General features: G+C 73.7%; 24 protein-coding genes. 7 read left to right on the top strand and 17 right to left on the bottom strand.

The genetic code is table 11. The features are described 5' to 3' along the window. Positions 1-51 precede the first annotated feature (51 nt). Both AB0B02_RS17625 and AB0B02_RS17630 read left to right on the top strand, forming a co-directional pair. Positions 52-1,227, top strand: coding sequence for a PQQ-dependent sugar dehydrogenase (locus AB0B02_RS17625; protein ID WP_281935870.1), 1,176 nt, complete (start codon positions 52-54; stop codon positions 1,225-1,227). A 54-nt stretch (positions 1,228-1,281) separates the two neighbouring features. After that, positions 1,282-2,889 (top strand): metallophosphoesterase, encoded by a 1,608-nt coding sequence (locus AB0B02_RS17630; protein WP_281935872.1) that lies wholly within the window; start codon positions 1,282-1,284, stop codon positions 2,887-2,889. A gap of 1 nt (position 2,890) precedes the next feature. Here AB0B02_RS17630 and AB0B02_RS17635 read toward each other — a convergent pair whose 3' ends face one another. From AB0B02_RS17635 to ligA, 6 genes are all read right to left on the bottom strand, one after another. After that, positions 2,891-5,239, bottom strand: coding sequence for a pyruvate dehydrogenase (locus AB0B02_RS17635; RefSeq protein WP_281935874.1), 2,349 nt, complete (start codon positions 5,237-5,239; stop codon positions 2,891-2,893). A 108-nt stretch (positions 5,240-5,347) separates the two neighbouring features. Further along, entirely contained in the window at positions 5,348-6,844 is a 1,497-nt protein-coding gene (gene gatB, locus AB0B02_RS17640) for an Asp-tRNA(Asn)/Glu-tRNA(Gln) amidotransferase subunit GatB (protein ID WP_281935876.1), read from the bottom strand. A gap of 11 nt (positions 6,845-6,855) precedes the next feature. After that, the gene (gene gatA, locus AB0B02_RS17645) at positions 6,856-8,331 is read right to left on the bottom strand and encodes an Asp-tRNA(Asn)/Glu-tRNA(Gln) amidotransferase subunit GatA (protein ID WP_281935879.1); all 1,476 of its coding nucleotides are present in this window, start codon (positions 8,329-8,331) and stop codon (positions 6,856-6,858) included. Further along, a complete protein-coding gene (gene gatC / locus AB0B02_RS17650) occupies positions 8,328-8,633 on the bottom strand; it encodes an Asp-tRNA(Asn)/Glu-tRNA(Gln) amidotransferase subunit GatC (RefSeq protein ID WP_281935881.1) in 306 nt (101 codons plus the stop codon). Before gatC ends, gatA begins: the two co-directional genes overlap by 4 nt. A gap of 106 nt (positions 8,634-8,739) precedes the next feature. Then, the gene (locus AB0B02_RS17655; RefSeq protein ID WP_357301329.1) at positions 8,740-11,244 is read right to left on the bottom strand and encodes an EAL domain-containing protein; all 2,505 of its coding nucleotides are present in this window, start codon (positions 11,242-11,244) and stop codon (positions 8,740-8,742) included. Between the two features lie 152 nt (positions 11,245-11,396). Beyond that, positions 11,397-13,532 (bottom strand): NAD-dependent DNA ligase LigA, encoded by a 2,136-nt coding sequence (gene ligA, locus AB0B02_RS17660; protein ID WP_281935885.1) that lies wholly within the window; start codon positions 13,530-13,532, stop codon positions 11,397-11,399. Between the two features lie 198 nt (positions 13,533-13,730). Between ligA and AB0B02_RS17665 the strand changes: the two genes are divergently transcribed. Further along, positions 13,731-14,240: a type II toxin-antitoxin system PemK/MazF family toxin gene (locus tag AB0B02_RS17665; RefSeq protein WP_281935886.1), complete on the top strand. Its 510-nt coding sequence runs from the start codon at positions 13,731-13,733 to the stop codon at positions 14,238-14,240. A gap of 13 nt (positions 14,241-14,253) precedes the next feature. Here AB0B02_RS17665 and AB0B02_RS17670 read toward each other — a convergent pair whose 3' ends face one another. The 7 genes from AB0B02_RS17670 to AB0B02_RS17700 form a co-directional block, all read right to left on the bottom strand. Continuing rightward, positions 14,254-15,267: an ADP-ribosylglycohydrolase family protein gene (locus AB0B02_RS17670; protein ID WP_281935887.1), complete on the bottom strand. Its 1,014-nt coding sequence runs from the start codon at positions 15,265-15,267 to the stop codon at positions 14,254-14,256. Between the two features lie 26 nt (positions 15,268-15,293). After that, on the bottom strand, positions 15,294-15,662 hold the full coding sequence (locus tag AB0B02_RS17675; RefSeq protein WP_281935890.1) for a VOC family protein: 369 nt from the start codon (positions 15,660-15,662) through the stop codon (positions 15,294-15,296). A 37-nt stretch (positions 15,663-15,699) separates the two neighbouring features. Further along, positions 15,700-16,704 carry a methionine synthase gene (locus AB0B02_RS17680; protein WP_357301334.1) on the bottom strand — a complete coding sequence of 335 codons (1,005 nt, stop codon included), beginning with the start codon at positions 16,702-16,704 and terminating at the stop codon, positions 15,700-15,702. Positions 16,705-17,354: 650 nt separating this feature from the next. Then, the gene (gene mnmA / locus AB0B02_RS17685) at positions 17,355-18,437 is read right to left on the bottom strand and encodes a tRNA 2-thiouridine(34) synthase MnmA (RefSeq protein WP_281935894.1); all 1,083 of its coding nucleotides are present in this window, start codon (positions 18,435-18,437) and stop codon (positions 17,355-17,357) included. Between the two features lie 37 nt (positions 18,438-18,474). Then, on the bottom strand, positions 18,475-19,650 hold the full coding sequence (locus AB0B02_RS17690; RefSeq protein ID WP_357301338.1) for a cysteine desulfurase family protein: 1,176 nt from the start codon (positions 19,648-19,650) through the stop codon (positions 18,475-18,477). 148 nt (positions 19,651-19,798) lie between these two features. Beyond that, positions 19,799-20,470 carry a class F sortase gene (locus AB0B02_RS17695; protein WP_357301341.1) on the bottom strand — a complete coding sequence of 224 codons (672 nt, stop codon included), beginning with the start codon at positions 20,468-20,470 and terminating at the stop codon, positions 19,799-19,801. Then, positions 20,467-21,297, bottom strand: coding sequence for a DUF4397 domain-containing protein (locus tag AB0B02_RS17700; protein ID WP_281935899.1), 831 nt, complete (start codon positions 21,295-21,297; stop codon positions 20,467-20,469). Before AB0B02_RS17700 ends, AB0B02_RS17695 begins: the two co-directional genes overlap by 4 nt. A gap of 225 nt (positions 21,298-21,522) precedes the next feature. Between AB0B02_RS17700 and AB0B02_RS17705 the strand changes: the two genes are divergently transcribed. Beyond that, positions 21,523-22,143 (top strand): RNA polymerase sigma factor, encoded by a 621-nt coding sequence (locus AB0B02_RS17705; protein ID WP_357301345.1) that lies wholly within the window; start codon positions 21,523-21,525, stop codon positions 22,141-22,143. Then, complete coding sequence (locus AB0B02_RS17710) at positions 22,097-22,867, top strand: anti-sigma factor (protein WP_281935903.1); 771 nt, start codon at positions 22,097-22,099, stop codon at positions 22,865-22,867. Before AB0B02_RS17705 ends, AB0B02_RS17710 begins: the two co-directional genes overlap by 47 nt. A gap of 101 nt (positions 22,868-22,968) precedes the next feature. On the opposite strand, the gene AB0B02_RS17715 is transcribed toward AB0B02_RS17710, so the two are convergent. From AB0B02_RS17715 to AB0B02_RS17730, 4 genes are all read right to left on the bottom strand, one after another. Beyond that, a complete protein-coding gene (locus AB0B02_RS17715) occupies positions 22,969-23,928 on the bottom strand; it encodes an electron transfer flavoprotein subunit alpha/FixB family protein (RefSeq protein ID WP_281935904.1) in 960 nt (319 codons plus the stop codon). An 11-nt stretch (positions 23,929-23,939) separates the two neighbouring features. Then, positions 23,940-24,719, bottom strand: a complete 780-nt coding sequence (locus AB0B02_RS17720; RefSeq protein ID WP_357301348.1) for an electron transfer flavoprotein subunit beta/FixA family protein — start codon at positions 24,717-24,719, stop codon at positions 23,940-23,942. 187 nt (positions 24,720-24,906) lie between these two features. Beyond that, positions 24,907-25,311 carry a hypothetical protein gene (locus tag AB0B02_RS17725; RefSeq protein ID WP_357301351.1) on the bottom strand — a complete coding sequence of 135 codons (405 nt, stop codon included), beginning with the start codon at positions 25,309-25,311 and terminating at the stop codon, positions 24,907-24,909. Between the two features lie 2 nt (positions 25,312-25,313). After that, positions 25,314-26,111 carry a GNAT family N-acetyltransferase gene (locus AB0B02_RS17730; protein WP_357301354.1) on the bottom strand — a complete coding sequence of 266 codons (798 nt, stop codon included), beginning with the start codon at positions 26,109-26,111 and terminating at the stop codon, positions 25,314-25,316. A 41-nt stretch (positions 26,112-26,152) separates the two neighbouring features. On the opposite strand from AB0B02_RS17730, the gene AB0B02_RS17735 reads away from it, so the two are divergent. Together AB0B02_RS17735 and AB0B02_RS17740 are read left to right on the top strand one after the other, a co-directional pair. After that, positions 26,153-26,542: a DUF202 domain-containing protein gene (locus AB0B02_RS17735; protein WP_357301529.1), complete on the top strand. Its 390-nt coding sequence runs from the start codon at positions 26,153-26,155 to the stop codon at positions 26,540-26,542. After that, entirely contained in the window at positions 26,539-26,892 is a 354-nt protein-coding gene (locus AB0B02_RS17740; RefSeq protein ID WP_357301357.1) for a DUF202 domain-containing protein, read from the top strand. Before AB0B02_RS17735 ends, AB0B02_RS17740 begins: the two co-directional genes overlap by 4 nt. Positions 26,893-26,907: the final 15 nt, after the last annotated feature.

Here is a 26,907-nt window from a genome sequence, read left to right on the forward strand (position 1 = left end):
GCGGCGCTCGTCCGGCCCGGTTCGCCGTCGCGTGCGGCTACGCTGGGCCGGGTGAGCCCGCGACTCCCGTACCCCCGCGCCCACCGCCTCCGGACGGCGCTGGCGGCGTCCTGCGCGGCGCTGCTGCTGGGCACCGCCGGCTGCGCACTCGGCGAGCCCGAGCCGGACCCGGCCGGCGAGCCACCCAACCTGCCGACGCCGTCGAGCACGGCCAGCCCCGGCGGGGCGAGCCAGCAGGTGGTGGCCACGGTGTTGGCGAAGGGGCTGGCGGTGCCGTGGGCGATCGCGTTCCTGCCCGACGGCGCGGCGCTGGTCACCGAGCGGGACAGCGGCCGCATCGTCCAGGTCGGCCCGGAGTCGGGGCCGGACGGGCTGGCCGTCCGGCCGGTGCAGACGGTGCCCGGCGTGGCGGCCGGCGGTGAGGGGGGCCTGCTCGGCATCGCCGTCTCGCCGAAGTACGCGCAGGACCGAATGATCTTCGTCTACTACACGGCCGAGGCCGACAACCGGGTCGCGAAGCTGCGGCTGGGTCAGACGCCGACGCCGATCCTCACCGGCATCCCGAAGGCCGGCAACCACGACGGCGGCGGCCTGGGTTTCGGCCCGGACGGCTTCCTCTACGTGAGCACCGGGGACGCCGGGCGCACCGCGAACGCGCAGGACCCGAAGAGCCTCGCCGGCAAGATCCTCCGGATCAACCCGGACGGCAAGCCGGCCCCGGGCAACCCGACCGCCGGTTCGCCGGTGTGGTCCTCGGGGCACCGCAACGTGCAGGGCTTCGCCTGGATGCCGGACAAGCGGATGTACGCGGTGGAGTTCGGCCAGAACACCTGGGACGAGATCAACCAGATCAACCAGGGCGGCAACTACGGCTGGCCGCAGGTCGAGGGGCGCGGCGACGACAACCGCTACGTGGACCCGGTCGTGCAGTGGCGCACCGCCGACGCGTCCTGCTCCGGGCTGGCCGCCGTGGAGCGGCTGCTGGTCGCCGCGTGCCTGCGCGGGCAGCGGCTGTGGCTGGTCGAGCTGGCCGGCAACGGGACCGTCCTGGGCCAGCCGCGCGAGCTGCTCACCGGGCGGTACGGTCGGCTGCGCGCCGCCGCCGTGGCGCCGGACGGCTCGATCTGGGTGAGCACCTCGAACCGGGACGGCCGGGGCCGGCCGGCCGCCGAGGACGACCGGATCCTGCGGCTGGTCCTCGCGGACGGCGGCGCCGGCCGGAGCTGAGCCGCTTCGGGCAGGTTTGCCAAGATCACTCACTGGGCAGGTCAGAATCTCAGCATGGACGGCCAGGAGAACGAAGAGGAGCGCGCCGGGAACCCGACGTCCCCGGCGACCGGACGCGCCCGCCGCCTCGCGGCCTGGCGGCCGGGCCACCGGCTGCGCCGGGTCGGCGTGGCGCTGGCGCTGCTCGCGGTCACGCTCGGCGGCATCGTGGTCGGCACGTACGCCGGCGGCCACGTCGGCACCGACATCGGCCCGTTCCGGGCGGAGCTGAAGCTCAGCCCGTCGCTGAGCGGCGGCACCACCGTCGACATCCCGCCGTTGGGCGCGTTGCTGCTGGACAGCCACGACGGGCCGGCGTACCTGACCGTCGAGGTGGGCTCCCTGGACCAGCGACGCACCGAGGCACTCATCGACGATCCGGCGAGCATCAGCCGGGCCAGCCAGTCGGCGGTGCAGGACGTCCGCGACGGCGTGATGCGGCTCGGCCTGCGGACGCTCGCCGCGGCGGTGCTGGCCACCCTGCTCCTGGCCGGGCTGGTCTTCCGCGACGTGCGGCGGACCGCCTGGGCCGGCGGGTTGGCGCTGGTCATCACCGCCGGCAGTCTCGGCCTGGGCGCGGCCACCCTGCGGCCACAGGCGATCGAGGAACCGCGGTACGAGGGGCTGCTGGTCAACGCGCCCGCGATCGTGGGTGACGCGCGGCGGATCGCCAACGACTACACCAAGTACGCGGAGCAGCTCCAGCGGCTGGTCGGCAACGTCAGCAAGCTCTACACCACGGTCTCGTCGCTGCCGGTGGTGCAGCCGTCCCCGGGCACCACCCGGGTGCTGCACGTCTCGGACATGCACCTCAACCCGACCGGCTGGCAGCTGATCCGCACGGTGGTCGAGCAGTTCGGCATCGACGTCGTGATCGACACCGGCGACCTCACCGACTGGGGCAGCGAGCCGGAGGCGTCCTACGTCGGTTCGATCGGCCTGCTCAAGAAGCCCTACGTCTACATCCGCGGCAACCACGACTCGCCGCGGACCGCCGCGGCGGTGGCCCAGCAGCCGAACGCCGTGGTGTTGAACAACTCGACCACGACCGTGGCCGGGCTGACCATCGCCGGCATCGGCGATCCGCGGTTCACCCCGGACAAGGAGACCTCGCCGGCCGGCAGCGGACTCACGTCGGCGGTGGCCGACCAGGTGATCGGCGCCGGCGAGCAGCTCGCCGCCACGGTGGAGAAGTCACCGCGGAAGGTGGACGTGGCGCTGGTGCACGACCCGGCGTCGGCCGGGCCGCTCTCCGGCACCTGCCCGCTGGTGCTCTCCGGGCACACCCACGCCCGCCAGGTGTCGAAGCTTCCGCAGGTGCCGGGCGAGCAGCCGACGACGCTGATGGTGGAGGGCTCGACCGGTGGGGCCGGGCTGCGCGGGCTAGAGGGCGAGAAGCCGACGCCGCTGGCCATGACAGTGCTCTACTTCGACCAGCAGAAGCTGCTCCAGGCGTACGACGAGATCACCGTGGGCGGCACCGGGCAGTCGCAGGTCAACCTGGAACGGCACGTCATCCGGGACCCGGCCAAGGGCGACGAGGTGCCGGTCACCCCGACGCCGACCCGCGGCGCCCCGGAATCGGGATCGCCCAGCGCGACCCCGGCCCCGACCCCGAGCTGACTCAGCGCAGGGCGAGCGCGGCCAGCGCCGCGTTGACGATGCTGCCGGGCAGCAGGTCGTGCAGCTCGTACAGCTCCCGGACGGTGCCGGACTGACCGAACTCGTCCACCCCGAGCGGCACCGCCGGGGCGCCGACCGCCGAACCGAGCCAGGCCATCGCGTGCGAGGCCGCGTCCTGCACGGTCACCACCGGCACCCGGTCGGCGAACGCCGACCGCAGCGCGCCGGGCACGCTCGGCACGGTGGCGGTCCGCACGCCCTGACGCAGCGTCCGTTGCCACGCGCGGTAGAGCCGGTCCAGGCTGGTCACGTCCACCACGTGCGCCGCCACGCCCTCCTCCGCCAGCTCCGCGGCGGCGGCCAGCACCTCCGGCAGCACCGCGCCGGAGGCGGCGAGTTGCACGACCGGGGCGTCCGCCAGATCCGGGTACGCCTGGTGCGCGTCGACGAGCCGGTACGCCCCGGCCACCACCTGCCGGCGCAGCACCGCGTCACCGAGCCGGGCCCGCGCCGCCTCGAACGGCGCCTGGTCGATCGGTCGGGTGCTGAGCCGGAAGTAGTACGCCCCGTCCTCGGCCGGCGCGGCGGTGACGGCCGGCGCGGCGCCGCCGGCGATCTGCCCGAGCGCGTCGCAGAGCAGCCAGTCCAGGCTGCCGGCGTACGCGGGTTCCAGGAACGTCACCCCGGGCAGCTCCAAGCCCACCGACGCGGTGATGGTGGACTGGTGCGCGCCGCCCTCGGGCGCCAGCGTGATACCGGACGGGGTGCCGGCCACCACGAACCGCGAACCCGAGTAGGTGCCGTACAGGAACGCGTCGAGCCCGCGCAGCACGAACGGGTCGTAGACCGTGCCGACCGGCAGCAGTGGCTGGCCGGACAGGTCCCAGGAGAGGCCGAGCTGGCCCAGCAGCAGGAACAGGTTCATCTCGGAGATGCCCAGCTCGATGTGCTGCCCGGCGGGGCTCTCCGTCCAGCGCAGCATCCGGTCCTCGGTCCACGAACGCTGCTCGGTCGGGGCGAACACACTTGTCTTGTTGATGAAGCCGGCCAGGTTGGTCGAGGTGGCCACGTCCGGCGCGGTGGTCACCAGGTAGGGCGCCACCTGCGGGTCGCGGGCCAGGTCGACGAGCACCCGGCCGAACACCTCCTGGGTGGAGACCGGCTTGTTCGCGCGTACCCGGGTCGACTCCGGCACGGTGACGCCCAGCGCCCGCTCGCGCGGCGCGCGGGACAGCGCCTCCCGGCGTTCGCCGGCCCAGATGCCGGCCGGGGACGCCGGGTCGAGGCGGTCCCACTCGGTCTCCGCGGTCAGGCCGTGCGCCGTCCGCAGCGCGGCCACCTGTTCGGTGCTCAGCAGCGCCGAGTGGTTGCGCGGGTTGCCGGCGATCGGCAGCCCCCAGCCCTTCACCGTGTACGCGAACACCACGCTGGGCCGGTCGGTGACCGCGTCGCACTGGGCGTACGCGTCGAGCAGCGCCTGCGCGTCGTGCCCGCCCAGGTCGGTGACGAGCGGGCCCAACTCGTCGTCCGGGACATCGGCGACGAACGCGGTCACCTCGTCCGGCGCGCCGTCCAGGAACTGCTTGCGCAGGACCGGCCCGGCCAGGCCGAACAGCGACTGGTACTGCTCGTTCGGCATCCGGTCGATCCAGTCGCGCAGCGCCGCGCCGCCCGGCCGGGCGTACGCCTCGGCGAGCCGGCGACCATACTTGACCTCGACGACGTGCCAGCCGGCGGCCTCGAACTGACCCCGCCACTGGTTGATCCGGATGCCGGGGACGACCCGGTCCAGCGACTGGCGGTTGAAGTCGACGAGCCACATCACGTTGCCCAGGCCGGTGGTGGCCGGGTCGGCGACCGCCTCCCAGATGTTGCCCTCGTCCAGCTCCGCGTCGCCGATCAGCGCGATGAACCGGGAGTGCGGGCGCGCGCCGAAGTGCGCGTCGACGTAGCGGCGGGTGACGGCGGCGAACAGCGGCGCGGCGGCGCCCAGGCCGACCGAGCCGGTGGAGAAGTCCACCTCGTCCGGGTCCTTGGTCCGCGACGGGTACGACTGGAGCCCGCCCCGCGCGCGCAGCTTCGGCAGGTAGGACCGGTCCAGGTTGCCGAGCAGGTACTGGATGGCGTGGAACACCGGGGAGGCGTGCGGCTTCACCGCGACCCGGTCCTCGGCGTCCAGGTGCTGGAACCAGAGCGCGGTCATCGCGGTCACCAGCGACGCGCTCGACGCCTGGTGGCCGCCGACCTTCACCCCGTCGCCGGTGTCCCGGTCGTGGTTGGCCGCGTCGACGATGCGGGTGGCGAGCCAGAGCACCCGGCGCTGGATCTCGTCGAGGACGTCGGTGTTCACGCTGTCTCCATCCGGGCGTCGCCGTTGACGCCCTCGGTGTGGGGGTGAGGTGTCAGGAAGGGCCCCCTCTTATGCACCAGGCGTTAAGAAGGGGCCCTTCCTTGCACGTCAGGCAGCGCCGAGGCGCTCCAGGATCAACTCGCGGACGGTCTTCGCGTCCGCCTGGCCGCGGGTGGTCTTCATGACGGCGCCGACCAACGCGCCGGCCGCCGCGACCTTGCCGCTACGGATCTTGTCGGCGATGGCCGGGTTGGCGGCGATCGCCTCGTCCACGGCGGCGGTGAGCGCGCCGGTGTCCGAGACGACCTCCAGGTTTCGGGCGGTCATGATCTCGGTCGGCGAGCCCTCGCCGGCCACCACGCCCTCCAGCACCGTACGGGCCAGCTTGTCGTTGAGCTTGCCGGCGTCGACCAGGCCCTGAAGCTCGGCCACCTGCGCCGGGGTCGCCCCGATGTCGGCCAGCTCCACGCCGGTCTCGTTGGCGCGCCGGGACAGCTCACCGAGCCACCACTTGCGGGCCGCCGCCGGGGTGGCGCCGGCCGCCACGGTGGCCTCGATCAGCTCCACCGCGCCGGCGTTGACCACCGACTGCATGTCCAGGTCGGAGAGGCCCCAGTCCTGCTGGATCCGCTTGCGGCGCAGCCGCGGCAGCTCCGGCAGGGCGGCCTTCAGCTCGGCCACCCAGGCGGTGTCCGGCGCGAGCGGCACCAGGTCCGGCTCCGGGAAGTACCGGTAGTCGGTGGCGGTCTCCTTGGACCGGCCCGACGTGGTGTCGCCGGTGTCCTCGTGGAAGTGGCGCGTCTCCTGGACGATCCGGCCGCCCGCGTCCAGCACCGACGCCTGGCGCAGCATCTCCGAGCGGACCGCCCGCTCGACCGAGCGCAGCGAGTTGACGTTCTTGGTCTCGGTCCGCGTGCCCCACTCCGCGCCGGGCAGGTTCAGCGACGTGTTGACGTCGCAGCGCAGCGAGCCCTCCTCCATCCGCACGTCCGAGACGCCCAGCGAACGGATCACGTCGCGCAGCTCGGCCACGTACGCGCGGGCGATCTCCGGGGCGAGCGCACCGGTGCCGGGGATCGGCTTGGTGACGATCTCGACCAGCGGGATGCCGGCCCGGTTGTAGTCGACGAGCGACTCGGTGGCGCCGTGGATGCGGCCGGTGGCACCACCGACGTGCAGCGTCTTGCCGGTGTCCTCTTCCAGGTGCACCCGCTCGATGCCGATGCGCACCAGCTCGCCGTCGACCTCGACGTCCAGGTGACCGTCGAAGCAGAGCGGCTCGTCGTACTGGCTGATCTGGAAGTTCTTCGGCATGTCCGGGTAGAAGTAGTTCTTCCGGGCGAACCGGCACCACTCGGCGATCGAGCAGTTCAGCGCCAGGCCGATCCGGATGGTCGCCTCGATGGCCGCCTTGTTGGCCACCGGCAGCGAGCCGGGCAGGCCCAGGCACACCGGGCAGACCCGGGTGTTCGGCTCGCCACCGAAGTCGGTCGGGCAGCCGCACCACATCTTGGTGTTCGTGCCCAGCTCGACGTGGGTCTCCAGGCCGATCACCGGTTCGTAGCGCGCGACGACCTCGTCGTACGCGGGCAGTGTCGTCGTCATCTGCTCCTGCCTCACAGTGCTGGTGGGGTGAACGCGCCGACGCTGGACTCCAGTGCGGCGGCCACCCGGTACATCCGGTCGTCGGCCATGGTCGGCGCCATGATCTGCAGACCCACCGGGAGCCCGTCGGACAACCCGCACGGCACCGAGATGGCCGGACCGCCGTAGAGGTTCGTCGGGATGGTGAACAGGTCCGCCAGGTACATCTGGTACGGGTCCGAGGTGCGCGCGCCGATCGGGAACGCCACGAACGGCGTGGTCGGCGAGATCAACGCGTCCACCTGCTCGAACGCGCTGGTGAAGTCGCGCGTGATCAGCGTGCGGACCTTCTGCGCCTGGCCGTAGTAGGCGTCGTAGTAGCCCGACGAGAGGGCGTACGTGCCGATCATGATGCGCCGCTTCACCTCGGGGCCGAAGCCGGCCTCGCGGGTCAGCGACATGACCTCCTCCAGCGACCGGTTGCCGTCGTCGCCGACCCGCAGGCCGAACCGGACGCCGTCGAAGCGGGCCAGGTTGGAGGAGCACTCGCTCGGCGCGATCAGGTAGTAGGCCGGCAGCGCGTACTTGAAGTGCGGGCAGGAGATCTCGACGATCTCGGCGCCCAGCTTGGCCAGCGCCTCGACCGACTCGCGGAACGCCGCCATCACGCCCGGCTCGGCGCCCTCGCCGGTGAACTCGGTGACCACGCCCAGCTTGACGCCGGTCAGGTCACCGCTCGCGCCGAGCTTCGCCGCGCCCACCACGTCCGGCACCGGGGCCGGGATCGAGGTGGAGTCGCGCGGGTCGTGGCCGCCGATCACCTGGTGCAGCAGCGCGGCGTCGAGCACGGTACGCGCGCACGGGCCGGGCGTGTCCAGCGACGAGGAGAACGCCACCAGGCCGTACCGGGAGGTGCCGCCGTAGGTGGGCTTCGCGCCGACCGTGCCGGTGACCGCGCCGGGCTGACGGATCGAGCCGCCGGTGTCCGAGCCGATCGCCAGCGGCGCCTCGTACGCGGCCAGCGCCGCCGCGCTGCCGCCGCCGGAGCCGCCCGGGATGCGCTCGGTGTCCCACGGGTTCCGGGTCGGCCCGTACGCGGAGTACTCCGTGGACGAGCCCATCGCGAACTCGTCCATGTTCGTCTTGCCGAGCATCACCGTGCCGGCGGCCCGCAGCCGCTCGACGATCGTCGAGTCGTACGGCGGACGCCAGCCCTCCAGGATCTTCGACCCGACGGTGGTCGGCACGCCCTTGGTGGTCAGCACGTCCTTGACCGCGACCGGGACGCCGGCCAGCGGGCCCAGCTCCTCACCGGCGGCGCGGCGCTCGTCCACGGCCCGCGCGGCGGCCAACGCGCCGTCGCTGTCGACGTGCAGGAACGCGTGCACCCGGTCGTCGACGGCACCGATCCGGTCCAGGTGGGCGCGGGTGACCTCGACCGCCGAGGCGTCACCGTTGGCGACGAGGCCGGCGAGGTCGACGGCATTGAGCCTGGTCAGGTCGGTCACGATGCCACATCCTCGTCCAGGATCCGCGGAACGCGGAACCGCTGCTCCTCGGCGTCGGGCGCACCCGACAGCACCTCCTGCGGGGTCAGGCTCGGCGTCACCACGTCCTCGCGGAGCACGTTGGTCAGCGGCACCGAGTGGGAGGTCGGCGGGATGTCCGCCGCGGCGACCTCGCCGACCTGCGCGACCGACTGGAGGATCACGTCCAGCTGGCCGGCGAACATGTCCAGCTCCTCCTCGGTGACGGCGAGCCGCGACAGTCGCGCGAGGTGCGCGACCTCCTCGCGGGAGATGGCGGCCATCGGGTGCCCCCTTCGTGGCTGTCCTTCAGACGTCTGCGTGTGCCGGCCGCGCGCCTGACGGAGCACGATGACGCGCGGTGACCGGAGCGAGTCTATTGTCCCGCCGTCACGACGACGCCTTCGACTCCCCCTCCGCTGCCGGCCCGGCCCGCCCGTCGCCGTCCACCGCGGTCGGGCGGACCGGGCGGTAACGCGACAGCCAGGCGATCAGCTCCTCGGCCGGCATCGGCCGGGCGTGGAACCAGCCCTGTGCCACGTCACAGCCGGCGGCGTGCAGCAGCCGCCAGGTGCGCTCGTCCTCCACGCCCTCGGCGACCACCCGCAGGCCGAGCGCGCCGGCCAGCTCGATCATCGAGCGGACGATCGCCGCGTCGTCCGGGTCGTCGGCCATGCCCAGCACGAACGACCGGTCCACCTTCACCTCGGACAGTGGCAGCCGGCGCAGGTGCTGAAGGGAGGAGTACCCGGTGCCGAAGTCGTCGAGCGCGATCCCGACGCCGATCCGGTGCAGGTGGGTGATGCTGGCCAGCACCCGACGGGGGTCGGCCATCAGCGCGCCCTCGGTGATCTCCACCTGGAGCCGCTCGGGCGGGACGCCGTACCGGGTCAGCCGGTCGGCGATCTGGTCGGCGATCTCGCCGGTGTGCAGGTCCCGGACGCTGACGTTGAGCGCGGACCGCAACGTGAGCCCGGCCGCGGACCACTTGGCGAGCTGCTCCACCACGTCGTCCACCACCCGGCGGGTGAGCAGCCGCATGACCGCGCTCTGCTCGGCGACCTGGATCAGCTCCCCCGGGTCGACCATGCCCCGGCGCGGGTGCCGCCAGCGCAGCAGCGCCTCGACGCCGACCACCTCGCCGGTGGCGATGGCGATCTGCGGTTGGTAGTACATGGTGATCTCGCCGGCCTCCGCGGCCGACGCGGCCGTGGTCTCCGCGAGCCGCGCGGCCGGGACGGCCTCCGCGGCTGATCCGCCGGCCGGGGCCGACACGGTCGACGCAGCCGGCGCCACCTTCGCCGCCGCCGGTGGGGCCGACGCGGCCGACGCCGGTGGGGCCGACGCGGCCGACGCCGCATCACCGCCGGAACGAACCGGGTCGGGGACCCGGTCGGCCCGGCGGCGGGTCGGGTCGGCGCCGGTCAGGATCCGCTCGATCAGGTCGTCGTCGGAGCGCGCCTCGACACGCTCCCGACGCCACCGGAGCCGCCGGCGGGCCGGGTGCGCCGGCCGGGCGGCGGGCAGACCCGGCGTCAGCGCCGCGCCGTCCCCGCCGCGCACGCCCACCGGCTCCCCGGAGGGCGACGGCGAGGACTCCAGCACCCGACGCAGGTCCGCCAGGAGGCTCAACCGCTCGGCCGAGTTGTGGTCGGACTCCGGCGCGTAGACCGCGACCGTGTCGGTGCGGTGCTTGGCGTCGTACATGGCCACGTCGGCGTGCCGCATCAGGGTGGCGAAGTCCTCGCCGTGCTCGGGGAAGAGCGCGACGCCGATCGAGCCGCCCACGTCCAGCGGCAGCCCGTCCAACGGCACCGGCTCGGCCAGCGCGGCGACCACCCGGTCGGCCCGCTCCCGGGCCTCCTCGACGCCGGCCAGCCCCGGCACGACGATGGCGAACTCGTCGCCGCCGAGCCGCGCCACCATCTCGTGCTCGCCGACCACGTCGATCAGCCGGGCGCTCACCTCGACCAGCAGCCGGTCCCCGACCGCGTGGCCGAGCGCGTCGTTGACGTTCTTGAACCGGTCCAGGTCGAGCAGCAGCAGGGCCACGTGGGCGTCCGGCTCGCCCCGGGCGGCCCGCTCGGCGTGCAGGTGCACCTGCTCGACCACCTCGCTGAGCAACGCCTTGCGGTTGGGCAGCCCGGTCAGCGGGTCGACGTCGGCGAGCTGCTCCCGCTCGGCGGAGAGCCGGGCCATCCGGTAGACCGCGAAGAGGGGCACCAGCACCAGCGGGATCAGCGCCGCGCTGGCCCGCGCGGCGGCCACCAGCACCGGCGCGAGCAGCAGCAGCGAGCCGGTGGAGAGCAGCTCGTAGGCCAGCCCGAGCCGGACGTTGGGCCACCACCGGTCCCCGAAGCGCAGCCGGATGGCGGAGTTGACCAGCCCGTAGTTGACCGCGAACCAGGCCACCGTGGCGCCGCCCACCGCTGCCACGTCCGTCCAGTGCAGCCGGCCACCGCCGAACAGCTCGCCCGGACCGAACCGGGTGACCGCGTACGCGGCGGCCAACGCGCACGCGTACTGGGCCGCGTTGAAGCCGGTGCGCCAGGCGGCGTACCCGAGACGCCAGCCGGAGACGGCCACCGCCACGGCCTGCACCGCCACCGCCGGGCCGAGACCCCAGCCGAGCAGGATGGCGAAGGTGAAGCAGGTGGACGGGAAGACCGCCGAGGTCTGCCGCCGGCCGGGCGGGACGAACGGGCGGGCGTCGCAGGCGACGGCGAGCGCCGCCATCGTCCAGAACGCGACCGGCAGCTCGGTCAGCCGGCCGGGCAGCGCGGCAAGCGGCCCGACCGAGACGAGCAGGGCGACGACACCTACCGCACCGACGAAGCCGAAGAACGGCCCGGTCCGCCCCGGCGGGACGGAGTTGCGCGGGTCGTCGGTCGCCATCGCACCTCCCGGGCACGGTCCTGGCGCGCGCAGTCACGCGCCGTACGCCAATGAAACGCCCTCCGGACCGCTTTCCCCGACACGACAGTCACGAATCGGTGCTAGTCGTAATTAAGTTGGTATACGCCGCCGGGCGGTCACCCGGGCGCCGGTCACTCCTGGACCCGGGCCACCGCCCGGGCCGCCTCCGGACCGGACTCGAGCAGCACCCGGAACCCGTCCTCGTCGAGGATCGGCAGCTTCAGCGTGGCCGCCTTGTCGGCCTTGGTGCCGGGGTTGTCACCGACCACCACGAAGCCGGTCTTCTTGGAGACCGAGCCGGTCACCTTTCCGCCCCGGCTCTGGATCGCCTCGGCGGCCTCGTCACGGCTGAACCCGGCAAGCGTGCCGGTGACCACCACGGTGACCCCGTCGAGCGGGCGCGGCCCCTCGTCGGCGGACTCCTCGGCCATGCGGACGCCGGCCGCGGCCCACTTGCGCACCACGTCGCGGTGCCAGTCGACGGCGAACCACTCCTTGAGGCTCGCGGCGATGGTCGGGCCGACGCCGTCCACCGAGGACAGTTCCTCCTCGGACGCCTCCTCGATCGCGGTGACGGAGCGGAAGTGCCGGGCGAGCGCCTGCGCCGCGGTCGGGCCGACGTGCCGGATGGAGAACGCCACCAGCACCCGCCACAGATCCCGTTCCTTGGCCTCGGCCAGGTTCTCCAGCAGCTTGGTGGCGTTGGTGCCGAGGCTGCCGTCCTTGTTGACGAAGAACGGCGAGCGGGCGAGCTGCTCGGCGTCGAGCTGGAACAGGTCGCCCTCGTTGGTGATGATCTGCGCGTCCAGCAGCGCCGCCGCGCCCTTCTCGCCGAGCACCTCGATGTCGAGCACCTTGCGGCTAGCCAGGTAGAAGACCCGCTCGCGGATCTGCCCCGGACAGGTCCGCCCGTTGGGGCAGCGGATGTCGACGTCGCTCTCCTTGGCCGGCGCGAGCGGCGTGCCGCAGGCCGGGCAGGTGGTCGGCATGACGAACGGGCGGGCGTCGGCCGGCCGCAGGTCGACCACCGGGCCGAGGATCTCGGGGATGACGTCGCCGGCCTTGCGCAGCACCACCGTGTCACCGATGAGCACGCCCTTGCGTTCGACCTCGCGAGCGTTGTGCAGGGTGGCCAGCGCGACCGTGGAGCCGGCCACCAGGACCGGCTGGAGCACGGCGAACGGGGTGACCCGGCCGGTGCGCCCGACGTTGACGTCGATGTCGAGCAGCGTGGTGTTGACCTCCTCCGGCGGGTACTTGAAGGCGATCGCCCAGCGCGGCGCGCGGCTGGTCGAGCCGAGGCGACCCTGGATGGAGACCGGGTCGACCTTGACCACCACGCCGTCGATCTCGTGCTCGACGTCGTGCCGGTGCTTGCCGTACCAGGCGATGTATTCCGCCACGCCGGCCAGGTCGGCCACCACCTTCCAGCGGTCGCTGGTGGGCAGCCCCCACGCCTTGAGCGCGGCGTACGACTCGGACTGCGCGGACGGCCGGTAGCCCTTGCGGGCGCCGATGCCGTGCACGATCAGGCGCAGCGGCCGACCGGCGGTGACCCGCGGGTCCTTCTGCCGGAGGCTGCCGGCGGCGGCGTTGCGTGGGTTGGCGAACGGCGCCTTGCCCTGCTCGACCAGGCTCGCGTTGAGGTCGGCGAACCCGGCCACCGGGAAGTAGATCTCGCCGCGCACCTCGATCAGCTCGGGCACGTCGGGGAAGTCGTCGGACGGGGTCAGCCGGGCCGGCACGCCCTTGATGCTGCGGACGTTGGCGGTGACGTCCTCACCGGTGCGGCCGTCGCCGCGGGTGGCCGCCCGGACCAACCGGCCCTTCTCATAGGTCAGGTTGATGGCCAGGCCGTCGACCTTCAGCTCGCAGAGGTAGGGCACCGGGCCGCCGGCGTCGCGCTCGACCCGCTCGGCCCAGGCGGCCAGCTCCTCGTCGGCGAACGCGTTGTCGAGCGAGAGCATCCGCTCGGCGTGCGTGACCGGGGTGAAGTCGGTGGAGAACGTGCCGCCGACCCGCTGGGTGGGCGAGTCGGGGGTGCGCAACGCCGGGAACTCCGCCTCCAGCGCCTCCAGCTCGCGCAGTTGCCTGTCGAACTCGGCGTCGGTGATCGTCGGCGCGTCCAGCACGTAGTAGCGGTACTGGTGCTCGGTGAGCTCCTGGCTCAGCGTGGCGTGCCGCTCCCGGGCCTCGGGGGTCGGCTCGACGCCGGCCGCCGCCTCCTGGGCGGCGTCGACCGTCGGGGGAACCGCTTCTTCGGACACGCCGCCACCATCGGACACGCTGTCGACCTCCCGTGCTCGTGCTACCCCCGAACCGTAACGGTCGGCTGTGACAACCGTCCGCCCACCCGTGCTGAGCAGGGCGACCCGCCGCCCCGGGGACGCGTGCCGCGCCGCGGAGCGGACGGGCCGCAACCGTGCGACGATCGCTGGGCCGAAGCGGACGGAAGGCGGGCACGGATGCGCGACGCGCTGATCTGGGCACTGGTGATCGTGGCCTGCGTGGCGGCGGGCTGGCTGTGGAGCGAGTGGCGCCGCCGCGCCACCGACGGTCGGGGCAGCCGGCCCGGGCGTGGGCGGGACAACCGACCCGGTGGTGGGCGGGTGGCCGCTCCGCCGAAGCCGCGTGGCGCCGACCGGCCGACCGGGGACCGGCCGCGGCCCGGGGAGATCTGGTGGGCCGACGTGCCGTACGCCGACGGCACCGGTTCGAAGGTGCGCCCCTGCCTGGTGCTGCGCGTCGACGGCCGGGCGGCCGAGGTCCTGAAGATCACCAGCCAGGACAAGTCGGACCGGGACGACCACGTGCGGATCCCGACCCGCACCTGGGACCCGGGCGCGGACCACGACAGCTTCCTCGACGTCAGCGAACCGATCCGGGTGCCGCTCGACGCGTTCGCGGACCGCGCCGGCGACTGCGACCCCGAGGTGTGGCGCGGCGTACGCCGCCTGCCCCACCTCACCGCGTAGCGCGGGACGCCGCTCAGTCCAGCGGGTCGGCCAGGGCGGTGAGCTGGTCCGCGTACTCGATGCGGGCGGACCAGCCGGCCGGCCAGGCGGCCATGCCGTACGCGGCCCCGAGGAACGCCCCGGCCAGCGCGGCGATGGAGTCCGAGTCGCCGGCGGTGGTGGCGCCCCGGGCCAGTGCGGCGACCGGTTCGTCCGGGTGCCGCAGCGCGCAGAGCAGCGCGGTCGCGAGCGCCTCCTCCGCGATCCACCCCTCCCCGGTGAGCCGACACGGGTCGCCGCCGTCGTCGGGGCGGGCCAGCGCCGCCTCCAGCCGGCCGAGCACCCGCAGGCAGTCGTCCCAGCCGCGAGCGATGAACTCCGCCGGGTCGGTGACGCCCGGACGCTGCCACAGGTCGCCGAGCCACTCGCCCCGGTAGACCGTGCGCTGCTCGCGGGCCCGCTCGGTGAGCAGGCCGGGCAGCGCCGGCAGCGCCGCGCCGTCGCGCAGCAGCCGGACCGCGTACGCGGTCAGCTCGCTGGCCGCCAGCCCGGTCGGGTGCCCGTGGGTGAGGCCGGCCTGGAGCTGGGCCAGCCCGGCCAGCGTGTCGAGGTCGACGTCGAGCAGCCCGACCGGGGTGACCCGCATGTTCGCGCCACAGCCCTTCGAACCGGCGACCGTGGCCTGTTGCCAGCGGGTGCCCCGACTCAGCTCGGCGCAGGCCCGCAGGCAGGTCATGCCCGGCGCGCGGTTGTTCTCCGGGCTGGCCGCCCAGTCGAGGAAGCGCTGCCGCAGCAGCGGCTCCACCGCCTCCGCCGTGTACGCGGGCGCGTCGTGCAACGCCCACGCCACGGCCAGCGCCATCTGGGTGTCGTCGGTGACCAGTGCCGGGTCACCTTCCAGCTCGCGGGGACCGGCCGGGCCGTAGCGCCGGACGATCTCGGTGACGGTGAGGAACTCGGTCGGCTTGCCGAGGGCGTCGCCGTAGGCCAGGCCGAAGAGCGAGCCGGCGGCGCGTCGGTCGGTGGAGGCGGTCACGGTGGTGATCATGCACCGGCCGCGCAAGCCCCGTGCGATCAGTCCCAGCAGAGGCAGAACGGGTGGCCGGCCGGGTCGGCGTAGACCCGGAAGCCCTCCCCTTCGCCGGGCAGCCGCCGGGCGCCGAGGGCCAGCGCCGCCTTCTCGGCCGCCTCGATGTCGTCCACCGTCACGTCCAGGTGGAACTGCTGCGGACGCTCCGGGTCGGGCCAGTCGGGCGCCCGCAGGTCGAGCGCCTTCTGGAAGGCGAGCCGCGGCTGGTGCCCGGGCGCGCCGCCGAGGACCACCCAGTCGTCGCCGTCGGAATTGTCCTCGATCAGCGGGAGACCGAGCAGCTCCGCGTAGAAGCCGGCCAGCGCACGCGGGTCGGGACAGTCGATCACGGTGGAACGCAGTCGTCCGATCATGCCAGCCATCCTGCCCCCGGCCTACGACAGGAAAACGTCACTCCTCGGCGAGCCGCCGGCCGGCGTCGCGACAGGCGGCCAGCACGGCCCGCGCGTACGCCGGGGTGGCGCCGGCCAGCCCGCACGCGGGCGTGACCACCACCTGTTCGGCCAGCCGCCGGCGGGGGAAGCCGAGCTGATCCCAGAGCCGGCGGACCCGGTCGGCGACCTCGGCGGACGTGGGCGCCCGGCCGGACGACGGCGGCAGCGTCGGCGCGGCGCCGGCCAGCAGCCCGAACCCGGCGTCGAGCGCCTCGCCGAGCGGGTCCAGGTCTTTGACCAGGGACAGGTCGAGGGCGACGCCGACCGCGCCGGCGGAACGGATCAGCTCCAGCGGCACGTCCGGCGCGCAGCAGTGCACCAGCGTGGGGACGCCGGCCGCGTCGAGCACGCCGCGCAGCAGCGCGCGCGCCACCTCGGTCTCCATCGGCCGGTGGGTGCCGAGGCCACTCTCGGTGGGCACCCGCCCGGCCAGCACCGCCGGCAGGGACGGCTCGTCGAGCTGGAGCAGCACCGTGGCGCGGGGCAGCCGTCGGCTCACCGCCGCCAGGTGGCCGCGCAGCCCCTCGCCCAGCGAGCCGGCGAGGTCCCGCACCGCGCCCGGGTCGCGCAGCACCCGGCCGCCGAGCGGCAGCTCCAGCGTGGCGGCCAGGGTGAACGGGCCGGCGGCCTGGACCTTGACCGGGCCGGCGTACTCCTCGGCCTGCTCGGCGAGCTGGTCGAGGTCGCGTTCCATGAGGTCACGGGCGCGGCGCAGGTCCCGGCCGGGACGCAGGGCGATCCGCCAGCGGGCCGCGTACAGCTCGACCGGAAGCTCGACGAGCAGCCCGGCGGTGCGGCCCACGAGATCCGCGCCCGGGCCCCGGGCGGGCAGCTCCGGCAGATGCGGCAGCGCGGGCAGCTCGCCGAGCACGATCCGCTGCGCCTCGGCGATGTCGGTGCCGGGCAGCGAACCGATTCCGGTCGCCGCCCCGGCCGGCCAGGGCCACTGCTGATCAGTCACCGCCGAAGCCTATCGACTGGGCCGCCCCCGGCGGACAGCGCGGGCCGGGACCGGGCCACGGCAGCGGCCGGACGGCAGCGGCCGGACGGCCGAAGGCGCACGGCCGAAGGCGCACAGCCGAAGGCGCACAGCCGGGGCGAGTCGGGGCGCCGGGCGGGTGCGGATGGCCACCGAAGCGTCCGACGGTCGCTGAGCGACGAAGTGACTACAAACTTGATGGCACGGATGGGTCACCGCGCCGGACAGCGGCCGAACCGCGTCATCGAAGAGCCGGGCCGAGGGCGGGTCGAGGCGACTCATCGACGCCATCAAGTTTGTAGGGGGTGGCGGCAGGCTCCGCGCCGGCTTCGTCGGTACCGGGTGATCCGCCTGGTCAACGGCATCGCGTCGCCGGAGGTTCCGGACCGCCGGATACCTGCTCCGACCCGACGTGCCGCGCGAGACACCGGGTGGAAGAGGTCGGGCCGGTCAGGCGCCGCGCCGGACACGTCCGGTCCGAGACGGCCCAGCCCGGAAACGATCCGCCCGCGACGGCAGCGCACCGGGTGGACAGCCCCGCCAGCAGGGCAGCCGTCACAATGACAGCCCGTCACAAGAACAAGCCCGTCACAAGGACAGTCCGCCGGGACGGGCAGCCGGGCGGCGACCTGTCAGGCGGCGATGGTGGCGATGGTGGCGGAGCCGAGGACCACGTCGCCGGCCGGGTCCGGCCGGTAGGCCACGATCGCCTGGCCGGCGGCGACCCCGCGCAGCGGTCGGCGCAGCGCGGCGTGCAGGCCGTCGGCGTCGACCTGGACGGCGGCCGGGACCACGTCACCGTGCGCCCGGAGCTGCACCTCGCACTCGACCGGCCCGTCCGGGCGCGGGCCGCCGGTCCAGACCGGGCGGACCGCGCGCACCGCGGAGACCTCCAGCGCCTCGGCCGGGCCGACCGTCACCGTGTTGGTCTTCGGGGTGATGGAGAGCACGTAGCGGGGCCGTCCGTCCGGCGCGGGGCGGTCCAGGTGCAGCCCACGTCGCTGCCCGACGGTGTACTGGTAGGCGCCGCTGTGGTTGCCGACGACCGCGCCGGTGAGCGCGTCCACCACCGGGCCGGGGGCCTCGCCGAGCCGCTCGGCCAGAAAGCCGCGGGTGTCGCCGTCGGCGATGAAGCAGATGTCGTGCGAGTCCGGCTTGTCGGCCACGGCGAGGCCGCGCCGGGCGGCCTCCGCGCGCACCTCGGCCTTGGTCGAGTCACCGAGCGGGAAGACCGACCGGTCGAGCTGCGCGCGGGTCAGCACCGCGAGGACGTACGACTGGTCCTTGGCCGCGTCGACGCTGCGCCGCAGCAGGCCGTCCGGGCCGAGCCGGGCGTGGTGGCCGGTCACCACGGCGTCGAAGCCCAGGGCCACGGCCCGGTCCAGCACCGCGGCGAACTTGATCTTCTCGTTGCAGCGCAGGCACGGGTTCGGGGTACGCCCGGCCGCGTACTCGGCGACGAAGTCGTCGACCACGTCGTCGTGGAACCGGTCCGCCATGTCCCACACGTAGAACGGAATGCCCAGCACGTCGGCGGCCCGCCGGGCGTCCCGGGAGTCCTCCAGCGTGCAGCAGCCCCGGGCGCCGGTGCGGTAGGTCTGCGGGTTGCGGGCCAGCGCCAGGTGCACGCCGGTCACGTCGTGCCCCGCCTCCACCGCACGCGCCGCCGCCACGGCGGAGTCCACCCCGCCCGACATCGCCGCCAGAACCCTCACCGGCCCACTCCCCTCGTCCCTACCGAGGGTATCCGGGTCAGCGGGGGGTACGGAGGGCGGCCGCGCGCCGGGCCCGCTCGACGGCGGCCGGCAACGCGGCGATGAGCGTGTCCACGTCCGCGCCGCTGCTGGTGTGACCGAGCGTGAAACGCAACGAGGAGCGGGCCCGGTCGTCGTCTGCGCCCATGGCCAGCAGCACGTGCGAGGGCTGGGCCACGCCGGCCGAGCAGGCCGACCCGGTCGAGCAGGCGATGCCCTGGGCGTCGAGGAGCAGCAGCAGCGCGTCCCCCTCGCAGCCGGGGAAGGAGAAGTGCGCGTTGCCGGGGAGGCGGTCCGCCGGGTCGCCGTTGAAGACCACCTCGGGCACCGCCCGACGGACCCGCTCGACCAGCTCGTCGCGGAGCGCGGCGACCCGGGCCGCGTACTCCTGCTGGCCCTTCACCGAGGCCTCGACGGCGACCGCGAACGCGACGATGCCGGCCGTGTCCAGCGTCCCGGAGCGGACGTCGCGCTCCTGGCCACCACCGTGCAGCAGCGGGACGGCCGCGACGTCGCGGGCCAGCAGCAGCGCGCCGACGCCGGTCGGGCCGCCGAGCTTGTGCCCGGTCACGGTGAGCGCGGACACCCCGGTCGCGGCGAAGTCGACAGGCACCTGACCGACCGCCTGGATCGCGTCGGTGTGGAACGGCACCCCGTGCTCGGCGGCGACCGCGGCCAGCGCGGCCACCGGCTGGACGGTGCCGACCTCGTTGTTGGCCCACATCGCGGTGACCACCGCCACCCGGTCGCCGTGCTCGGCCAGCTCGGCGCGCAGCCGCTCCGGGTCGAGCCGGCCGGTCGCGTCGACCGGCAGCCAGCCGGCCTCCGCGCCCTCGTGCCCGACGAGCCAGTCCACCGCGTCCAGCACGGCGTGGTGCTCGACCGCGCTGGAGACCACCCGGACCCGATCGGGCCGGGCGTCGCGGCGGGCCCAGAAGATGCCCTTCACGGCGAGGTTGTCACTCTCCGTGCCTCCGCCGGTGAAGATCACCTCGGAGGGGCGCGCACCGAGCGCGGCGGCCACCCGCTCGCGGGACTCCTCCACCCGCCGCCGGGCACGGCGGCCGGCCGCGTGCAGCGACGACGCGTTGCCCACCTCGCGGGCGGTGGCGACGTACGCCTCGAGTGCCTCGTCGAGCATCGGGGTCGTCGCCGCGTGATCCAGGTATGCCATCACCGTTCAGCCTAACGGCCGGTGGGCGGGCCACCGCTGGCCGGACCGCCCGTCCCGTGCGGAGGCGGGACGGGCGGTCCGGACGCTCATGCGGGGCCGCTCTTCGTTCGCGACTGCGGGGCTCGCAAGACCGGCTCACTCCTCGCGCTCACGCGGGAACCGCGGTGACGACGATGTTGTCGCGGTAGTGCCGGGTCTTCGGGTCGAACGGGCCGCCGCAGGTGATCAACGTGAGTCGCGGGCTGCCGTCGCGGGCGAAGTACCGCTCCAGCGGGATCTTCGTCTTGGTGTACTCCTCCCGGGCCACCACCCGGTAGCGACGGTCCTTCCCGTCCGCGCCGGTGGCGGTGAAGGTGTCCCCCCGGTCCAGCTCACGGAGCCGGAAGAACGCACCCTTGCCCTGCTCCGCGCTGTCCACGTGCCCGGCGATGACCACCGAGCCGGCGTCGGCCTCCAGCCCCGGCCCGTAGCGGTACCAACCGACCTGGTCCACGCTGGGCGGCACCTCGAACTCGTTGGTGCGCGCGTTGATGCCGACCGGGTTGACCGAGGCGGTGACCTTGATCGGCGGGATGCTCAGCCGTACCGGTGGCACGGCGTTGCCGTCCGCCGGCAGCGTGCCGGCGTTCACCGGCACCGACGCGTCCCCGGTCGGTGTCGCCGCCGGCGTCGCGCTGGAGGTGGCGCTGGCCAGGGCCGCCGCCTCGTCGGCGCCGACGTCCTCGGCGGGCTGCGACCCGCACGCCACAAGCGTCGCCACGGTGAGCGCGGCGACGCCGGCGGCCATCGCCGCCAGCGCCCCGCGGTTGCGCACCGTCACCGGCGACCGGCCCGGGCGGTGGCCACCCGCGCACCGCCGCCGACCAGGAGCAGCACGCCGGCGCCGGCCAGCACGTACCACCAGGTGTCCACGCCGGTGCCGGCCTGGCCGCCGGTGCCGCTGGGCACGCCGCCCGGCGCGGAGTGCAGGCCGCTGATGGTCTGCGCGACCAGGTCGAGGTTCTTGGCCTCGGCGGAGCCGATCGCGTAGACGATGGTGGCCGTGCCCTCCTTCAGGTTCAGGTCGGCCGGGCCGATGGCGACGGTGTCGGTGCCGGCGAGCACCACGTCCGCCTTGACGGTGCCGGCGGCCACGTCGGCCTTAGCCTCCTTCGGGTTGGTCAGCCCCTCGAAGACCGGCTTGCCGCCGGCCCGCACGTCCACCGCCGGCGCGGCGGCGGTGTGCCGGACGATCAGCCGGGCCTTGCCGGCGCCCACCTTGGACACGTCGTTGACGAACGGGGTGATCTGCGGCTTGCCGTCGGCGCTCAGGTGGGCGGCGAGGCTGATGTTCGCCCCGCCCGGCACCTCGGCGTCGTCGACCTTCAGGATGGCCTTGTCGACCGCCTCACCGGGCTTGGTCAGGGCGATGTCGTACTCGCCCTCGGGCAGGGTGAGCGGGCCGGCCACGTCGCCGGGCTTGAAGTTGTCGAGCGTCTTCTTGCCGTTGACGTAGACGTCGACCGGGGTGTCCGGGATGCCGTGGACCACGGAGACCTTCGACGAGGCGGCGTAGGCCGGGCTCATGGTGGCGGCGCCGACGCCGGCGAAGGTGAGGGCGGCCACCGCGCCGCCCGCGGCGACCCGACGGAACATGGCGTACTGCATTTGAGTGCCTCCTGGTGGTTGGTGCTGATTCGTCAGGCCTGGCTTGCAGAACGGGTTACGCCGGCCCCGCCGCCCCCGGATGCGCACCGGATCCGTTTTCTTTTTCCGGCCGCGGACGCATCCGTCGGGCCCCTCGCCGACGAAGGAAGGGGTGATGAGCGTCGTGTCGGACACACCGGGAGTGGGGCGGGGGCGGTGGGAGTTACAGTTCGGCATGCCCCACGGATGGCGAGCCGCCCGGTGACGGCGGCGAGGCAGGGCCCCGAGCCGCCGGTCGAGGACGATCTCGCGACACGGTTCCGCGACGGCGACGAGGCTGCCCTGCGCGAGGCGTACGACAGATACGGCCGAGCGGTGCTGCACCTGGCCACCACGACGCTGGTCAACCGCAGTGACGCCGAGGACGTGACGCAGGCGACGTTCGTCGCCGCCTGGCTCGGCCGCGAGACGTTCGACCCGGCGAAGGGATCACTGATCGGCTGGCTGCTCGGCATCGGGCGACGCAAGGTGGTCGACCGGATCCGCGCCGCGGCCCGGGAGACCCGGGTGGTCGAGACGGTGAAGCAACTGCCCGAACCGGTGGACACCGGTCCCGACCCGGACACGGTGGTCGACCGGCTGGTGGTCGCCGACGAGCTGGCCCGGCTCCCCGACGAGCAACGGCGGATGCTGGAGCTGGCGTTCTACGACGACCTGACACACCAGCAGATCTCGACCGTGACCGGAGTGCCGCTCGGCACGGTCAAGAGCCACATCCGGCGCGGCATGCAGAGCCTGAAACGCAGATGGGAGGTGGACGGTGCAGCACCTGGACCACGACCGGCTGGTCTTTCTGGCGCTCGGTGAGAGCGAGGCGGCCGACGGAGAATCCACCCATCTCGTCGCCTGCGGGCACTGCCGGGGCGAGCTGGAGACGCTCCGGCACGTCGCCGGGCTCGGCGCCGGCACCCAGGGCCTGACCGAGCTGCCCGATCCGCCGGAGCACGTCTGGCAGGGCATCGTCGCCGAGATCCGGGCCGCCGAGGAACTGCCCACGTTGAACGGCCGCCGGCCGGCGCGTGCCGGCGATCCGGCCGACGTCGGCGACCGGTCGACGACCGTCGTCCGCCCACGCCGTGGCCGCCGCTGGCCGAGGTGGGCGAGCACCGCGGTCACCGCCACCGCCGCCGCGGTGATCGGTGTGGCGGGCACCGTCGCGGTGCTCGGCACCGGCGGTGACGATCCGGCGCCGCAGCCGACGGTGTTGGCCAGTGCGCCACTGGCCGCGTTCGGCGCGACGCCGAAGGACGCCTCGGGCGACGCCCGGGTGCTCGGGGACAACCAATTGCATCTGCACGTGGCGAATCTCCCGAGCGTTCCGGGGTACTACGAGGTCTGGCTGATCGATCCGAAGACGATGGAGATGTTCTCGGTGGGCACGTTGAGCAACGGATCGGGGGACGCGTTGCTGCCGATCCCCCGCAACGTCGACCTGAGCACCTTCACCGTCGTCGACATCAGCGCCGAGCAGTACGACAACAACACCCGCCACTCCGGCGACAGCCTGTTGAGGGGCACCCTGACGGGCTGATCGGCGGGCCGGCTCAGCTCCCCGGCCCGCCGATCAGCTCCCGGCGAGAAGAGGCCGCCGCCCGGTGATCCGGGCGGCGGCCTTCGTTCACGACCCTGGGGTCACTTGCGCTTGCGGATCTCCTCGGCGGCCTGCGGGACGATCTTGAACAGGTCGCCGACCACGCCGTAGTCGGCCAGCTCGAAGATCGGCGCCTCGCCGTCCTTGTTCACCGCGACGATGGTCTTCGACGTCTGCATGCCGGCCCGGTGCTGGATCGCGCCGGAGATGCCGAGCGCGACGTAGAGCTGTGGGGAGACCGTCTTGCCGGTCTGGCCGACCTGGAACTGGTGCGGGTAGAAGCCGGAGTCGACCGCCGCGCGGGACGCGCCGACCGCGCCGCCGAGCAGGTCGGCCAGCTCCTCCACCAGCTTGAAGTTGTCGGCGTTGCCGACGCCGCGACCGCCGGAGACGACGATCGACGCCTCGGTCAGCTCGGGGCGGGAGCCCTTCTGCTCGGCGACCCGCTCGACGACCTTGGCCAGCTTGTCCGCGTCGGCGACCGACACGGTGAGCTGCTCGACGGCCGGGGTGGCCGCGGCCGGGGTCGGGTTGAGCGAGTTCGGCCGGACGGTGACCAGCGGCAGGCCCTTGGTGACCTTGGACTTGACGATGGTGGAGCCGGCGAACGCGACCTGGGTGGCGGTGCCGTCGGCGGCCAGGGCGACCACGTCGGTCAGGATGCCGTTGTCCAGCTTGACCGCCAGGCGGGCGGCGATCTCCTTGCCCTCCTGCGACGAGGCGAGCAGCACGGCGGCCGGCTGCACCCGCTTGACCAGCTCGGCGACCACGGTGGCCTTCGGGGCCACCAGGAAGCCGTCGATCTCCTCGCCCTCGGCGGCGTAGATCTTCTCCGCGCCGTACTCGCCCAGCTTGGCGCTCAGCGCCTCGGCGGCGCCGGCGCCGCCGAGCACGACCGCGCTCGGGGTGCCCAGCTCGCGGGCGAGGGTGAGCATCTCCAGGGTGACCTTCTTGACGCCGAATTCCTTCGTGGCTTCGACGACGACGAGAACCTCAGACATGTCCAGACCTCTCACACGAACTTCTCGGTGGCGAGGAACTCGACCAGCTTGACGCCGCCCTCGCCCTCGTCGGTGATCTTCTCGCCGCCGGAGCGCGGCGGGCGCTTGGTGTGCTCCAGCACGGCGCTGGTGGCGCCGTCGAGGCCCACCTCGGCCGGGGCCACGCCCAGGTCGCCCAGGGAGAGCGTCTGCACCGGCTTCTTCTTCGCGGCCATGATGCCCTTGAAGGACGGGTAGCGCGGCTCGTTGATGGTGTCCCAGACGGAGACCACGGCCGGCGTCGAGGCGGTGACCATCTCGTAGCCCTCCTCGGTCTGCCGCTCGGCGGTCAGCGTCGAGCCGTCGACGGTGAGCTTGCGCGCGCCGGTCAGGGCGGCCACGCCCAGCCGCTCGGCGATCATGTGCGGCATGACCTGCACCCGACCGTCGGTGGACTCGGCACCGCAGATGACCAGGTCGGCGTTGAGCTGCCCGAGGGCGGCGGCGAGCACCTTCGAGGTGGCCACCGCACAGGAGCCGTGCAGCGCGTCGTCGACGACGTGGACGGCCTTGTCCGGCCCCATGGAGAGCGCCTTGCGGATCGACTCGGTCGCCCGGTCCGGACCCATGGTCAGGATGGTGACCTCACCGCCGTGCGCTTCCTTGATCTTCAACGCCTCTTCGATGGCGTACTCGTCCATCTCGTTGATGACGTTGTTCGCCGAGCCGCGGTCGACGGTGTTGTCGTCAGGACGCAGGTTGCGGTCCGCGCCCGAATCGGGCACCTGCTTGACGAGTACGACGATGTTCATCGCGCTTCGACGACCCTCCTGTTTGGTGTAGCGATCACTCGCCCGGTCACGGGCGCAGCCTGCCGCGTGACTTAACGCTCGGTCAACCGCAGGCCGCTGTGCACTTGCCCACGGGGCAATGTTACCCGCAAGTAGCATCGACTCCCCGGGAGCCCGGAGTGACGCAACTCACCGTAACCTGTGGTGGTCACGCCGCCTCGGTCAGCGCCACCCGGATCTTGTCGATGGCCGCCGCCTCGGCCGGCGCCACGCCCCGGTGCGCCGCCGCCACCCGGTCCGCCGCCGCCAGCACCACCGACCGGTACGCCTCGACGTCGCCCGGCGACTTGGCGCGCAGGATCTCCACCGCCCGGCCCAACGCGGGCAGCACCACCGACTCGATCTCCAGCGCGGAGTCGCGGGGCAGCTGCGGCAGCGGACCGGTGGTGAGCGCCTCCTTGACCACGCCACCGACGTCGGCCAGCGCACCGGAGGCGGCGATGCTCTCGCGCACCATGCCCAGCACCCCGGGCACCGCGTTGGAGACCAGGAACACCGCCCCGAACGCGCCGGTCCTCAGGGTGAGCTGCTCGTCCTCCGTCAACCGGTCCATGATCACGGAGTGTAGACGTACGGCGTGGTGGTGGTGACCGCAACGAGCCCCAGCCGCTCCAGGATGGGCCGGCTGTCCGGCGAGCAGTCCACCTGCACCAACGTCCGGCCGCGCTGCTGCGCCAGCCGCGCCCGGTACGCCACCAGCGCCCGGTACACGCCCTTCCGACGCCACCGCGGCAGCGTCGAGCCGCCCCAGAGACTGGCGAACCCGGTACCGGCCTGGTAGCGGATCCAACCGGCGCTGATCACCGTCTCCCCCGCCTCCGCCACCACGATCGTGATCGACTGCGGGTCCGCCTCGATCTCCCGGGCCAGCCCGTGCACCAGGTGACCGCGGTCGTCGTGCCAGACCTCCTCCTCCATGGCGGCGATCCGCGCCAGGTCGGCGTGACCGGTGACCTCGCGCAGGCGTACCCCCTCGGGGAGGACCGGGACGGCGGCGGCCAGCGGCGCCACCGGGCCGACCACGACGGTCTCCTCGTCCTCCGGGACGAAGCCGGCGGCGCGCAACCGGTCGCCCAGGTCGGCCGGCTCGTCGTGGCCGGCGAGCTTCCACTCGACCGCCTCGCCGCGGGCCCGGAAGAGCTCGACCTGCCGGGCGATCAACGCGTCCAGTTCGGCGCCGGCCAGGCCGTCGAGCGTCCGGTAGGTGAGGAAGCCACGCTGGTCCAGCCCGAGCACGCGGAACAGCGGGCCGTCCCGCTCGATGGTCACCCCGGCGGGCACCGGGTCCGGCAGCTCCGGACGGACCTGCGTGTCGTAGGCGTCGCGCAGGGCGCGCGCGTCAAGATCGGTCATCCACTCAGGCTAGGCCGGTGGCAAAGCGGATAATCGGTGCCGTGTGGGAGTCGATCAAGCGCTGGTTCGACCCGCGGGAACTGCGTTCGGTCGGCAGCACGCCGGACTACCGCTTCTCGCTGGCCAACGAACGGACGTTCCTGGCCTGGCTGCGGACCGGGCTGGCGCTGGTCGCGGGCGGGCTGGCCGCCGCGCAGTTCCTCCCGCCGCTCCCCCTGGCCCACCTGCGCGAGGTGCTCGCCGTCGGGCTGCTGCTGCTCGGCGCCACCGTGTCGATCCGGGCGGTGGACCACTGGGCCCGCACCGAACGCGCCATCCGGCTGGGCGAGGAACTGCCGGCGTCCCGCTTCCCCGCCGTGCTGGCGCTGATCGTCGCGGTCGGCGCGCTGCTGCTGGTGGCCGCCGTCCTCCTCCGAGGTGCCCCGGCATGAGCGAACGCACCGAGCGAAGCGAGGGCCGTGAGAGCATGCCCAGCCAGCACCGCATGACCGACGCCGGTCTCCCGGTCGAACGCACCCGGCTGGCCTGGCGGCGGACGCTGCTCGCGCTGACCGTCGTGCTGCTGCTCCAGCTCCGGCCGGCGTTCACCGGCCGCGTCCGGGACGCGGTGCCGGCCGGGGCGGCGGTCGCGGTCTGGCTGGCCGTGCTGGTGGTCGACTGGCGGCGCGCCACCGGCACCGGCCCGCGCCGGCTCGGCCGTCTGTCCGTGCCGCTGACCGCGCTCGGCGCCGCCGCGCTGGCCCTGCTCGGCGTGGCGCACGTGCTCGGCCGGGTGCACTGACCCCGTCGGGTGGGC

The sequence above is a fragment of the Micromonospora sp. NPDC049240 genome, assembly GCF_040647835.1.
Classification (GTDB): Bacteria; Actinomycetota; Actinomycetes; order Mycobacteriales; family Micromonosporaceae; genus Micromonospora.

Excerpts from the sequence above, each read along its gene's own strand:
- AB0B02_RS17700 (WP_281935899.1), bottom strand. The coding sequence starts at position 21,297 with ATGCAGTACGCCATGTTCCGTCGGGTCGCCGCGGGCGGCGCGGTGGCC.
- AB0B02_RS17725 (WP_357301351.1), bottom strand. The coding sequence starts at position 25,311 with ATGGACCGGTTGACGGAGGACGAGCAGCTCACCCTGAGGACCGGCGCG.
- gatC (WP_281935881.1), bottom strand. The coding sequence starts at position 8,633 with ATGGCCGCCATCTCCCGCGAGGAGGTCGCGCACCTCGCGCGACTGTCG.
- AB0B02_RS17690 (WP_357301338.1), bottom strand. The coding sequence starts at position 19,650 with ATGGCATACCTGGATCACGCGGCGACGACCCCGATGCTCGACGAGGCA.
- gatB (WP_281935876.1), bottom strand. The coding sequence starts at position 6,844 with ATGACGACGACACTGCCCGCGTACGACGAGGTCGTCGCGCGCTACGAA.
- AB0B02_RS17715 (WP_281935904.1), bottom strand. The coding sequence starts at position 23,928 with ATGTCTGAGGTTCTCGTCGTCGTCGAAGCCACGAAGGAATTCGGCGTC.
- AB0B02_RS17655 (WP_357301329.1), bottom strand. The coding sequence starts at position 11,244 with ATGGCGACCGACGACCCGCGCAACTCCGTCCCGCCGGGGCGGACCGGG.
- AB0B02_RS17630 (WP_281935872.1), top strand. The coding sequence starts at position 1,282 with ATGGACGGCCAGGAGAACGAAGAGGAGCGCGCCGGGAACCCGACGTCC.
- AB0B02_RS17730 (WP_357301354.1), bottom strand. The coding sequence starts at position 26,111 with ATGACCGATCTTGACGCGCGCGCCCTGCGCGACGCCTACGACACGCAG.
- AB0B02_RS17720 (WP_357301348.1), bottom strand. The coding sequence starts at position 24,719 with ATGAACATCGTCGTACTCGTCAAGCAGGTGCCCGATTCGGGCGCGGAC.
- AB0B02_RS17675 (WP_281935890.1), bottom strand. The coding sequence starts at position 15,662 with ATGATCGGACGACTGCGTTCCACCGTGATCGACTGTCCCGACCCGCGT.
- AB0B02_RS17670 (WP_281935887.1), bottom strand. The coding sequence starts at position 15,267 with ATGATCACCACCGTGACCGCCTCCACCGACCGACGCGCCGCCGGCTCG.
- AB0B02_RS17665 (WP_281935886.1), top strand. The coding sequence starts at position 13,731 with ATGCGCGACGCGCTGATCTGGGCACTGGTGATCGTGGCCTGCGTGGCG.
- AB0B02_RS17740 (WP_357301357.1), top strand. The coding sequence starts at position 26,539 with ATGAGCGAACGCACCGAGCGAAGCGAGGGCCGTGAGAGCATGCCCAGC.
- AB0B02_RS17705 (WP_357301345.1), top strand. The coding sequence starts at position 21,523 with ATGGCGAGCCGCCCGGTGACGGCGGCGAGGCAGGGCCCCGAGCCGCCG.